This window comes from Rhodococcus sp. EPR-147, from assembly GCF_001647185.1.
GTDB lineage: Bacteria > Actinomycetota > Actinomycetes > Mycobacteriales > Mycobacteriaceae > Rhodococcoides.
Genome location: NZ_LVCU01000332.1, coordinates 1 through 13322 on the forward strand (window position 1 = coordinate 1; position 13322 = coordinate 13322).

The following is a 13322-nucleotide window of genomic DNA, read 5'->3' on the forward strand; positions in this document are numbered from 1 at the left end:
CTGGAAACATCCGACCTCGCCAACCAACTCGAGCAGGTCGCACCGTTCCTTGCTGTCTCCGCGCAGAAGCCCTCCTCCGAGACCCTGCAGGACTACGAGACACTGGCCACCGAACTCGGTGCCGACGTCGATACCGACGCGAACCGGGCCGACCGTGAGGCCTACGACTCAGCTGTCGCAGACCTGAAGGAAGCAATTGCTGCCAAGCCGGGTCTGACTGCGATGGCCATCTCCCCGTCGGACCAGTACTACGTCGCGATCAACGACGAGTTCCCCGAACTGCGTGACTACCAGAACTGGGGTCTGACGCTTCTCGAGTCCGACGTTCCCCGCGCCGCCGACTCGGGATCCTTCACGCCCGTGAGTTGGGAGAATGTCGGTCAGTACCAGCCGAATCTCATTCTGCTGGACACTCGTTCGTACTCGACCCCGCTGGCCGAACTGGAAGCCGACCGTCCGACCTGGGCCCTGGTCAACGCTGCGGAGGCCGGAAACATCGCCGACTGGACCACCGATGCGACCAACAACTACGCGAGCTACACCGCGCAGATCGTCGACCTGACGGCGGCGATCGACAAGACGACCGTCTAGATCCACCACTTCGGATCGAAGACCGAGTCGCTGCCCCCACCTCGGCAACCCCGAGGTGGGGGTACGTCATTCGATGCGAGCCCAGATGTAGTCGGCCACTCGTTGCCCGAACACCGACCAGTTGTGCGCCTGACCTAGCTGTGCATGCTCGAGGTCGACGGAGTGCACGTGCACGGTCCCGGTGATTCTGTCCTGCCACTGGCGGTCTCGGCGACGCTGCATTTCCAGGGGCGTTCCACGAGAAGCTCCGATCAGCAACGCGTCGCCCGCGTGGCGGCCGACCGTCGGTGGAATCGACAGAGCGAGGTGCCGACCGAGGGTGCGCACCAACCGGTCCTGTACCTCGGAAGCGAAGCTCGACAGCAGCGGATCCGTCTGCATGTGGCGCCGAAAATTGTTCTGCGCCTCCTCTATGCCGTTCTGCGACAGATCCTCACGTTCGGCCGTGTCTGCGCCGGCGACGTCTGCGTAGGAATCGAGCAATACCAACGACGCCACTTCTTCGCCCCGCTCGTGCAGACGCGCCGCGATCGCGTGTGCGAGCTGCCCGCCGAAAGACCATCCGAGCAGGTGATACGGACCGTGTGGTCGGACGGCTCGGATCCGCTCGACATGGTCGTCCACCAAGGCCTCGATCGATGTCAACTCGATGGCGTCGTCGCCGCTCTGCAGCGCCGGGTCCTGGATGGCGTACACCGATATCGAGGGATCGAGGAACCGCAAGGCTCCGATGTAGGACCAACTGAGACCGCCGGCAGGCTGCAGACAGAACACAGCGGGATCGCCGGCTCGACGCAACTCCACCAACGGTGCGAGCATGCCGTCTCCGCCACCGTCGATGACCGCACGTGCCAGACCCGCGACTGTCGGTTGCGCGTAGATGTCGCGCACACCGAGCTCGAGATCCACCGCGCGCAGACGAGACGCCAACCGGACAGCGGCCAGTGAATGCCCACCCAACGCGAAGAAGTCGTCGTCTCTGCCGATCTCGGTCACGCCCAACACGTCGTGGACCGCATCGGCGATCAGCGATTCGACATCGCCCCGCGGACGGTCCACCGGCTCGGCACTCTCCGACGGTGCAGGCAGCGCCGCGACGTCGAGCTTGCCGTTGACCGTCAGCGGCAGGCTGTCGACCACCTGCACCGATGCCGGGACCATGTAGCTCGGAATCAGTTCCCGTAGCCCGTCTTTGACCGATGACGCGGTGATGTCCGACGCTTCCGGGCCGTCGACGAGGACGTACGCGGCCAGTTCCGTACTGCCGGCCCGTTCGAACACGGTCACCGCGGCGCGCACGATGCCGGGGAGCCGCTGCAGCGCGTCCTGTGTCTCCCCGGTCTCGACGCGGTGGCCCCTGATCTTCACCTGATTGTCGGCGCGGCCGTGATAGGAGATCAACCCGTCCGGGTCGCGTGATACCAGGTCACCGGTTCGATACATTCGAGAACCGTTGTCCGTGAACGGGTTTGCCACGAAACGTTCCGCAGTCAACCCAGGCCGTCCGTCGTATCCACGCGCGAGGCCCGCACCCGACAGGTAGAGCTCGCCGATGACGCCGGGTGCCGACAGCCGCAGTGCGGTGTCGAGTACATGCGCGGTGGTGTTCAGAATGGGCCGACCCAGTGTCGGCGTCGATCGGTCCTGCACGTCGGCACCGAGCGCGTTGATCGTGTACTCGGTGGGTCCGTAGAGGTTGTAACCGCCCGTTCCTGGTGCGTCTCGCAGACCGGACCACAGACGGTCTCCCACCGCTTCGCCGCCGAGCGAGACGAACACCAGACCCGCGGAGTCGTCGTCCTGCAGGGACGTGTTCAGGCACCGCGGGCGGGCCAGCAGACCGGCGTCGACGAGATGTTCACCGTAGGTCGGTGTGACGTCGAAGGCATCGATTCTCTCCGCATCGAAGTAGTCGAGGAGAATCGCCGGATCGCGTCGCGTCTGCTCGTCGATCACGTGCACCGTGTGGCCCTCCAACAGCCAGAACAACTGCTCCCACGATGCGTCGAACGAGAACGACGTGGTGTGCGCGATCGCCAACTGTCTGTGCCCGGCCCGAGCGACGACGGGCTCGAAAATTTCCTTGCGGTGGTTGACGAACATGTTCGTCAACCCGCTGTACGGGACTGCAACCCCTTTGGGGCGCCCGGTCGATCCCGACGTGTAGATGATGTAGGCAAGCTGGTCGAGTCGCCGCGCGACATCGCCGGGTGCCGGCAGTCCGTTTCCGACACCGTCGATGTCGAGTTCGATGACGACAGCGGGCTGTTCGGTCGTGATGCTCTGGAGCTGTTCTGCCAGCGTGCTCGTCGTCAGAACGACGTGCGGGCGCGATTCGCGCACTATGTACTCGATGCGGTCGGCGGGCATCTCGGTATCGACCGGAACGTAGGCAGCTCCTGCAGCGAAGACACCGAACAGCGCCTCGACCATGAGCTCGGTGCGGGGGAGGAAGAGCATGACCCGCGACTCCCCGACGACACCGTTCGATCGCAGCAGCGCACCGAGATTCAGCGCGCGTGAATGCAGATCGGCAAAGCTCCACCGAACATCCCCGGCCACCAGTGCCAGGTCGTTCGGTCGGTCTGCAGCGCGTGCAGCGAACAGATCCCACACCGTGTGCTCGGGTACAGCCGACCCGAGTGCGCCCGAGTGTTGCCGCGTCCACGCGAGCTCACGCGGAGTGAGCAGAGCGATGCTCGCCGCCGCCTCGTCCGGTGCCGCAGTCAGCGCGGCCAACGCCGCCCGATAGGTGTCGGCAATCGCTGCTGCCCGGGCATCGTCGAGAGCGTCCCGTCGATGCATCATTCGCACCCGGGCACCGGACTCCACCGGCGCGACCACCACCGTCAGTGCGTAATGCGTTGCATCACTGAGTTTCTGGTCGATCACCCGAAGTGCGCCATCGGGACCCAAACGCTCGTCGGGCGGGACGACCGGGATGTTCTGGAAGACGAACAACGTATCGAACAATCCACGGTGCCCGGCGCACTCCTCCAGGTCGGACAGCGCGAGATACGGATGGGTCAGCAGGGGGCGTCGCTCGTCCTGAATACGGGCCAGATGGTCACGAACGGCGAGAGCGGGATCGATGCGCACTCGTAGCGGGACCGTGTTGAACAGCAACCCCAGAAGCTCGTCGATACCGGGGATCTCGGCGGGCCGGCCGGACACCACGGTGCCGAACACCACATCGTCCTGGCCGGTGAACTTCTGCAGAGTCAGCGCCCACGCAAGTTCGTACACGATGCTCGTCGTGACGCCGGTCTGCGCAGCGAGTTCTCTCACGTCTCGGGTGAGTGAGCGATCGAGATGGAAGACCGTCTCCGCCGAACCGGCCGGATCGACCGACGCCGCGGTGCGCCGGGGAGCGAGCAGAGTCGGCCCCGGCGTGCCTGCGAGCTGGCGTCGCCACATCTGTAGGCCCGCATCACGATCACGAGTTCTCAGCCACATCACGTAGTCGTCGTACGACGCACGGTGACTCGATTCGGTGCGGCCGGGCCGGGTGTATTCGTCGAGAACGGCCCGTAGGAATCTCCAGATGGACCACCCGTCGAGAACGAGATGTTCGATGGTGAACACCAGTGCACTCCGGCCCTCGGGGAGCAGCGCCACGCCCAGTCGGACGAGCGGCGGCTGAACAGGATCGAACCCCTGTGCAGCCTCGCGCCTTTCGAAGCGTGACAGCTCCACCTGAGCCGCATCGGCGTCGAGATGTCGCAGATCCGTCGTCGCCCAGGGCATCCGAACCGTCCGCGGCACTGCGGCAACGGTGCGCTCACCGAGCTGGACGTATCCAGCACCGACCTGCGGGTGCGCGGCGAGCACGGCGTCCGCGGCACGTCGCAACAGATCCGTGTCGAGTGAGCCGGAGAGTCGCATCACCGTCTGCGACAGGTAGATCCCCTCGCCCTGTCCGCCCAGCTGCTGATGGAAGAGAAGCCCGTCCTGCAACGACGTCGTCGGGTAGATCGCTCGCAGTGGGCCGAGAAGCGACTCCACTGATCGACGCTCCCGCGGGTCGAGTCCGGCCATGTCGGTACTGCGATCGATACCGTCCGCGAACGCGCTGTCCACCACTGGATTGACTCCGGAACCCACTGCGTTCACCCTGGTCGCGACAGCCGTCGCCAGGCGTGCGGCGACGTGGGCGACGTCGGTGTCGGCGAGGGCGGACACCGAACACGCGCACGACCACGATCCGGTCTCGGTTCGGAGGAACCTGACGTCGATCTCGGGCGCGGAGGCGCTCTGTACGAGGTGCTGCCCTTCGGCACTCGAAATGTGGATGCGGACCTGCAGATCGGCAGGCGGTAGGTCGTCGAACACGCCGGGGGTGTGTTCGCTGAGGTGCGCGGCAACCCCGAAGGATGCGGCGTGGTCGGGGTCGGCCTCTCCGCCGAGCAGGGTGCCCGCGTCGATCACGACGGGTAGCCCGCGGCGCAGGCAACCCACTGTTCGGGAACCGTGTTCGACGTTTCGGTCTCGGTCGGATTCGTCGACCCACACCACCATCGACTCGTGTCCGGCGACCTCCGTCATCACCTCGCGCACCGACTCGAGGACAGCCGTCCGAGTCTCGACGATGCCGGGAAGTCCGGTCGTGGTCAGCGGTGCAGAACTCTCGGCACCACTTGTCGCGGGTGCTGTCGGGACGGAGAAGAGGGGCGACGCTGTTTCTCGCCGGTCGATCACGTCCACGGCCGCATCCACGACATCGAGCCATGTCTCGGCGTGGTCGACGATCGAAAGGTCCTCTGCCAGTTCCTGATCGTTGCGTGTCCATCGTGCCGAGGAGCCGACCGCCACGTCGACCACCAATCGATCACTCGTCAACGCATCGAGAACGGACGGCCACGACTCCTCGTCGACCGCCGCGTGCGTCATCTCCACTCGCAGTACACCTTCGCCCGTCCAACCGGCTCGAAGACCCCCGTTCGCAACAGCCCCGAATTCCGTTTCTGCACTGTGGATCCGAGACCGCTCGAGAATCTCCGTTGCCGTCAGAGAGGTACGCACCGGCATGTCACCGTCGGTGTCGAGTCCGGTGGAGAGCATGTCGTGCCGAAGGTGGAGGCCGATGAGCGTTGCCTGGGCACGGCGGATCTGCCGCTCGGACAGGGTGAGTGTGCGTGACCACCGGCCGGGGCGCGGCCGAGCGAGTATCGGGGTCCGTTGCGGGGCCGAGTCGTTCGGACTGGTGGCCAGTTCGGAGATCCGCCGGTTCGGATCTGCGACGGCCTGAGCTGCGATCAGTGTCATGTCGTCCAGAATCGATCGAATAGTTCTGTCCTCGAACAGTTCCCGGCGGTAGAGGATGTCGAGTCCGAGTCGACTCGATTCACCTCGTGGACCGATGGCGACAATCAGATCGAACTTTGCCGACGCGTCGTCCGGTGGGCGGAGGACTCCGTCTACGGGCCCCAGCGACACCGGTTTCGGCCGCGTGTCCACCTCGGCGATCATCACCTGGAACAGTGGATGCACTCCCGGCGTCCTCGCGGGCCGGAGCCACTCGACGACCTCGTGGAACGGGGTGGCGCGACGGTCGACACAGTCGAGCGTCGAACTCCTGGTCCGCGCGGTCAATTCGGTCACGGTGGGGTCGCCGGTGAGGTCGGTGGGCAGCACGATGGTGTTGACGTAGAGCCCCACCGCATCGGTCAGCGCGTCGGGTGGCCGAGTATCGACGGCCGTGCCCATCGGGATCAGGTCGCCGCCGCCGTGGGCACGCAGTGCGAGAGCAGTGACGATCTGGAGAAAGACCAGTCGGCTGATGCGATTCCTCGAGCAGAACTGCTCGATGTCGTCGGCGAGGAACGTGGGCAGCACCGTTTCGATGATCCGCCCCGCGGTGGACGGCACTTCGCTGCGGGCGTGATCGAGCGGGAGAGCGACGGGCTCGACGTACGGTGCAAGAGTGGACGTCCAGAACGGTCGATCTGCCGTGACGTCGATGGAGCCTTCGTCCTCCGCATACTGCGCGTAGTCCACCGCCGACGCCGGCCAGATCGGTTCCTCGCCTCGCGCACGCGCGTCGTACGCGATCCGGATGTCTTCCAACAGGATCGGCACCGAACCGCCGTCGGCGGCGATGTGGTGCACCGTCAGGACCAATCGAGACCGGTCGTAGAGATCTGCGGCGAAGGGGATCTCGGCACCGAGGTCGAATGTGCGGGGGCTGTACGGCTCACCTCGACGGTCCGCTACCTCCACTGCGGCAGCGGGTTTCAGGTGGCGTAGCACCCTGCCGTCGTCGTTCGAGTACACACTGCGCAGCGATGCATGGCGTGTTGCCACATCTGCCAGTGCATGGGCCAGGACGTCCAGATCCGGATCCGACGTCAGATCGAGGTGGACCGGCATGGTGTACGCATGGCGGTCCGTTTCCATCTGATCGAGGAACAGCATCCGCTGCTGTGCAGTCGACGCCGGCCCGGTACGTGCGGACGTGTGGGTGTTCGTCATCGGTGGACTCCTGATGCAAAGCTGCCGAGAAAGTGTTCCGCCACTGTCGACGCGGTGAGAGTGTCCGAGAGCGCGAGGTGATGCACGGACAGTCGGGCGGACCATCCGTCGCTCTCGTGTTTTTCGACATGGATGTGGAGCAACGGGCCGGTGTCGACATCGATCCCGTTCGCGACGCTCGCCGAATTCTCCTCACCTGCAACGTGCACGACGGTCTCGAGGTTCACCGCGTCGGGATGTATCTCGAAGGCTTTCCACAACCTGCGCCGGGAGCGGTCGATGCGGATGCGCAGTGCCGGGAACGTTTCCATCAGCGCTGTTGTCGACCGGCGCACCTCCCTGTCGAGGTCTACTGCGGTCAGATCGGAGCGGACGTCGATCTCGACCCGAACCGTCTCGATACGGTCGTCGATGTCCAGGCCCGATCTCACTGCGGTCCTGGCGAGATCGGGCAGCGGCACAGCGACATCGGCACGGAAAACATGTTTGTGTGGAGCATCTTTCGTCGCCCCGTCGTGTACCGCGGCCTCGGCGAGTGCGGCTACCGTGCGGAGATCGAAGATCTGCATCTCGGTGATGCGCCAGCCGCGTCTGCGCGCGAGGGTGACCGTGCGAATTGCGCTGATGCTGTCGCCGCCGACTCGAAAGAAGTCGTCGTCGATTCCCATGTCGTCGGCCTCGAGTCCCAGGGCTTCGGCGAAGGAGGCACGGACCGCGATCTCGCTGTCGGTTGTCGGTACTCGATCACTCGATGGCGAGACCTGGAATTCGATGGGGGGAAGGCCGTTGCGGTCGAGCTTGCCGCTCGAGGTCAGCGGGATCTCGTCCAGGACTGCGATGCGAGCCGGAACCCACGACGCGGGGAGGATACGGGTGACCGTGAGGCGAATATCGTTCTCGAGCAGAGTCGTTCCGGCATCTGCGAGGACGTATCCGACGAGTCGCGGCCCGGCTGCCGTGCTCTGTTGGGCCGCGGCGCTCGACCGGACGCCGGGATGGGCGCGAAGCGCGGCCTCCACCTCGGCCAATTCGATGCGCTGGCCGGCCAGCTTGATCTGGCCGTCGGTGCGGCCGAGATACTCGATACTGCCGTCACGTCGTTGCCGCGCACGGTCGCCGGAGTGGTAGAGGCGGGCACCGGGGACGTCGGCTCGAGGGTCGGCCACGAACCTGCTCGCGGTCAGCGCGGTCTTGTCGTGGTACCCGCGGGCCAGTTGCGTTCCGCCGAGGTAGAGATCTCCCTCGGCACCGGGCAGCACCTCGGCGAGCGTGTGATCGAGTATGCGGCAGTAGGTGTTCCACACCGGCGTGCCGATCGCGACGGACAGCCCCGCGACCGGTCCGCGCGCCGAGACGTTCTCGGCGGTCACGTCGATTGCCGCTTCGGTGGGGCCGTACAGGTTCAGCAGGGTCGCCCGCGGGAAGACCGTGGCCACCGTCTGCGCATGCTGCGCTGTCAACGGCTCGCCGCTGCAGACGATCAGCCGCAGCGCAGTGGCGTCGAGGACAGGGTTCGCGGGTTCGCACGTCACAGTGGTGAGGAATTCGCCGAGCATCGAGGGAACGAAGTGGACGATGCTCACTCCGTGCGTCGTGATGAGGTCCGCCAGCCGCCGTGGATCTCGGGGGCCGCCGTCTTCCACCACGACGACCGACGTTCCGGTGACGAACGGCAGAAAGATCTCCCAGCCCGAGACGTCGAACGACGCGGGGGTCTTCTGCAGGAACACGTCCGTATCGGTGATCTCGTGATGTTCTGCGGCCCAGAGGACACGGTTCACGATGGCCGAATGGGACACCGCGACGCCCTTCGGTCGTCCGGTCGAACCCGAGGTGTAGAGAACGTACGCCGGATGATCACCGCGCAGCGGGCGTCGGCGTTCGTTGTCGACGACCGGATGTGTAGGAAGTGCGGCCAGCCGAGTGGCCAGCGCTGGGTCGGCGAGATCGATCAGGGGCACATCCGAATCGGAAAAACGTGCCGCGATATCGGCGGTGGTGACGATCGTGGCGGCACCGGAGTCTTCGAGCAGGTAGCGAAGCCGTGCTTGGGGCAGTGCTGGATCGAGTGGCACGTAGGCGGCTCCCGAGAAGGTCACGGCGAGGATCGTGACGATCAGCTCGGGTGACCGATCGAGTGCGACCGCCACGACGTCCTCGGGTCCATGACCGGAGTCGATGATCAACCGTGCCAAGGCAGACGCCTCGCCGAGAACGGATTTCAGGTCTCGGCGACGATTTTCGAATATCAGCGCCGCGCCGTCCACCGGGGATGCGCGAGTGATGATTCGGTCGAGCGTCAGGCCGGGTTCGATGTCTCGTCGAGCGCCGGAGAGTCGCGACAGCGTGGCGCGGTCCTGAGCGTCGAGCAGATCCACCGCGTCGACCTGCAGGTCCAGCGACGCAGGCATACGCTGCAACACCGTTTCGAGTCGCCGCAGCAGTGCGTCGGCGGCGTCGGTGTCGACGACGTCGGTTGCGTACTCGACAGCAAGACCGACGGCCGAATCGTTCTCGTACAGAGTGACACTCACGTCGTACTTGGCCGTACCGGTGTCGACGGGCAGCCGTTCGGTGACCAGATCGCCGAGAGCGAGAGTGCCCCCGCCGTCCCGGTGTGGTTGGTGGACCACCATCACGCGCACCGGAGGCTGCTCGCGCAGCGCCGGCACCGCAGCCACGACCTCCTCGTACGGCGCCCTCGAATGCGCGAGCGCGTGCAGCGTCTGGTCCCGGGTACGCGCGAACACTTCTCGTACCGTGGGGTTTCCGCGTAGATCTGCTCGCAGCAGCACGGTGTTCAGGTGGAAACCCACTTCGTCGCTCGCGTCGTCGTGGCCTGTTTCCGGGGACCTGATCGACATCGGCGACGCCGTGAGGAACTGCTCACCCGATCCGCACGCGCGCAGTGCGATCGCCGTCGCAACCTGAGTGGCCATGTACATGCTCGCCCCGCACTCGCGCGCCGTGGACCGCACAGCCGCTGCGACGTCGTCGGCAACGACGCGTCTGATCGTCCGCCCGGTCCGTGCACCGGTATGGCGGGCAGCGCGCCAGCCCGGTACGTCCAGGACCGGCGGTAGTGGAGTCAGATGTGCTCGCCACGAGGCGATCTCGGACTCGTGATCCTCCTCGAACACCGCCGTCGGGGGCGGTGCTGTGCCCAGGTCCAGCGGTGTCCGGCCGGCACCGCGCGCAGCGTAAGCGCGCGAGAGGGTGCGCAGCAACGCCGGCTCCGACCATTCGTCCGTCGCGATGTGATGCACGGCGAGAACGAGTGTCGCGCAGTCCTGCTCGTCGTCGTGAACGAACACGCCGGCGCGCAGCGCAATCGACTCCGAGGGATCGAATCGTTCCTGCAGGAACTGCTCGATCGCCTGCGCCACCTTCGTAGACTGCAAGGCGTGACGTCGCAGGGCAGGGGCCGAACGTTCGTCACTCGGGTCGAGGATCTCGACCGTCAGTGCTCCGTCGTTCTCGACGTACAACGACCGCAGAGATCGATGACGTGCGGTGGCGTCGGTGAGTGCCTGTTCGAGAGCGGAGAGGTCGAGGGGACCGGCGACCCTGAACACCAGCGGTACCGTGTAGGTTCCGCCGTGTCCGCTGAGTCTGTCCGCCAACCACATTCGTCGCTCTCCGGCGTTCATCGGCCGGGTGCGCGTGTCGATGTTGACCGTCTCGTCGATATTCGTTTCACTGTCGGCGCACGGCGGCTGTTCCGCTGCGTCGATGTAGTCAGACAGATTCGCGACCGTCGGGTGATCGAACACCGCTCGCACCGATATCCGTAGGTTCAGATCCCGATTGACCCGGGTCACCAGACGCATCGCGGCCAGCGAATCTCCGCCGAGGGCGAAGAAGTCGCTGTCGGGTCCGATGGAATCCAAGAGCGCCTGCGAGCCGGCTTCGCGACCGAGCAAGGCCGCGATGTGTTCGGCCAATCGCCGTTGACCGTCGGTCAGCGGGCCCGCCGGCGCACCTCCGACATCCGGGACCGGCAGGGCGCGGCGGTCGACCTTGCCGTTGACGGTCGTGGGAAACGCCTCGAGCACCATCAGATGTGCGGGAATCATGTGCTGGGGCAGCAGCGTCGTCAGATGCGCGAGAACACTGCGAGAAAGGTTGTCCGAGTTCGGGTTCGCGTCGTCCGTGGGGATCACATAGCCGCACAGAACGGGTGTTGCCGTTGCGTGCACGAGTACGACGGCAGCGCGAACCTGGGGATGAGTGGCTGCGGCGGCTTCGATCTCTTCGAGTTCGACCCGCATGCCGCGGATCTTGACCTGGTTGTCCGCTCGGCCGAGGAAGTCGAGTGTTCCGCCTTCCGTCCAGCGAGCGCGGTCACCCGTTCGATAGGCGCGGTCGCCGATCTCGCGGGCAAAGGGGTCTGCGACGAATCTCGCGGCAGTCATGTCCGACGCGCCGACGTAGCCGCGTCCGAGCAGGTCACCCGCCGCGTAGAGCTCGCCGCCCATGCCCACGGGGAGTGGTCGCAGGCGGTCGTCGAGCACATACAACCGGCAACCCGGATTCGGTTGTCCGATCGAGGTGGAGATTCGGTCCGATCCGGTCCCGTCGTACACCACGTGGGAGACCCCGATCGTCGCCTCGGCCGGCCCGTACCCGTGGTATAGGGTCCCGGTCATGCGAGACCGGAACCGCGAGAACAACTCCGGAGTGAGAACTTCGCCGCCGCACCAGACATGACGAACCCCTGCCATCGCGTCGGTCCCAGCGCTGGTCTCGAGGAGCACGTCGAGCATGGAGGCGACGAGATATACGAAGGTCACTCGCTCACGGGATATCAACTCCAGCAATCGCTGCGGGTCCCGATCCTCTCCCGGTCCCGCTACGACGACGGTTCCTCCCGAGCACAGCGGGAGCAGTAGCTCGTTGATCGAAATATCGAATGCGAGTGGAGCTTTGAAGAGGCTGGCATCACCCGGGCCCACCTTCAGGATGTGCTCGATCTGCCACTTCATCCGGCTGGCGATGGCCTCGTGCCGGATCATGGCACCTTTCGGCCGACCCGTCGAGCCCGAGGTGAAGATGACGTATGCCAGGCCGGCTGCGTGACGGACCACTCCCGACGGCGGGGTGACCGGTCGGCTCTCGTGCTCCCATCGGTCGAGGGCCACCGCTATCGACAGCACCTCCGTGTCCTCGTTCGACTCCGAGCTTCCTGGGCCGCGCAATGCCACGCCGATGTTCGCGTCACGGACCACCGCAGCCCTGCGGGCCTGGGGCCATTGCGGGTCGAACGGGACGAACGCTGCTCCTGCCGCGAGAACGGCCATGACGGAGACGACCATCTCGGCGGACCGAGTCATGTCGATGGCCACACGTGCTTCCGGTCCGACTCCCGCCACCACCAACGAGTGCGCGAGTTGGCTCGAGCGGTGGCTCAACTCGGCGTAGGTCAGACGGGTTGGGCCGGCAACGACGGCGGTCGCGTCACCTGTCCGCGCCGCCCACTCCTCGAACATCTGCACGACGTCTTGCTCGGCGAGGCAGTGACCGGTCTCGTTGACGTCGGTGACGAGCGTCTGCAGCTGCTGCGAGGATGCGAGGGGCAACGAGTCGATCGGAGCATCCGGTGCGGTGGTCGGGGCATCGATAAAGACCGCAAGCGCGTGCGCATGGGCTCGGATCTCCGTCTCTGCGCCGGCACCTCGTAGTTCCATTGCCAGCCAGGAACTTCGAGGGTTCGCACGGTCGATGGTGCCCTCGACCACGAACTCGAGGTCCGTCACAGGGCCGAGCCAGTTCTGACGCAGTCGCGCGCGCTCGCCTCCGAACATCGAGTCACGTTCGGCCACCAGAACATTGATTCCCGGAGCGATCAGCGCAGAGTCTCCTCGCCGCAGCCGGAGCAGCTCGGTCACCACATCGGGTGCGACCGCGGTGTGAGGTCGCATCCGCGTCAAGGTGGAATCGACGTCCGCCAGCACGTCGACGACGGTCCTGCCCTCGTGTTCGAGCACGAACGGCACGACGGTCGAGGTCATCGCGATCGGAGATTCCGCCGGGGCATGGCCGGCGATTGCCAAGCGGATGGGTTGCCGCCCTGCGGGTCTCGTCGTTGCGGCGTATGCGCCGAGGAGACCGACGAGCGTGCGGCGCGGCGACGTGCGCGAGCGATCGGCCAACGCGAGCACGCGGTCGACGACGTTCTCCGGTAACTCGACTGCGATGTGCGACACCGTCAGTCCTGTGTGCTCGAGCAGACCCTGATCTTCGGGCAGGCTCGCGACCAC

Annotated in this window: 3 protein-coding genes; 1 reads left to right on the forward strand and 2 read right to left on the reverse strand. The window is 65.8% G+C overall.

The features are described 5' to 3' along the window. Positions 1-591: ABC transporter substrate-binding protein (locus A2J02_RS15340; protein ID WP_197478039.1), on the forward strand; the 591-nt coding region annotated here is incomplete at its 5' end. A 66-nt stretch (positions 592-657) separates the two neighbouring features. Here the strand turns inward: A2J02_RS15340 and A2J02_RS15345 are convergent. Both A2J02_RS15345 and A2J02_RS15350 read right to left on the reverse strand, forming a co-directional pair. Continuing rightward, positions 658-7062: a non-ribosomal peptide synthetase gene (locus A2J02_RS15345; RefSeq protein ID WP_068051036.1), complete on the reverse strand. Its 6405-nt coding sequence runs from the start codon at positions 7060-7062 to the stop codon at positions 658-660. Further along, on the reverse strand, positions 7059-13268 hold the full coding sequence (locus tag A2J02_RS15350; RefSeq protein ID WP_156516233.1) for a non-ribosomal peptide synthetase: 6210 nt from the start codon (positions 13266-13268) through the stop codon (positions 7059-7061). Before A2J02_RS15350 ends, A2J02_RS15345 begins: the two co-directional genes overlap by 4 nt. Positions 13269-13322: the final 54 nt, after the last annotated feature.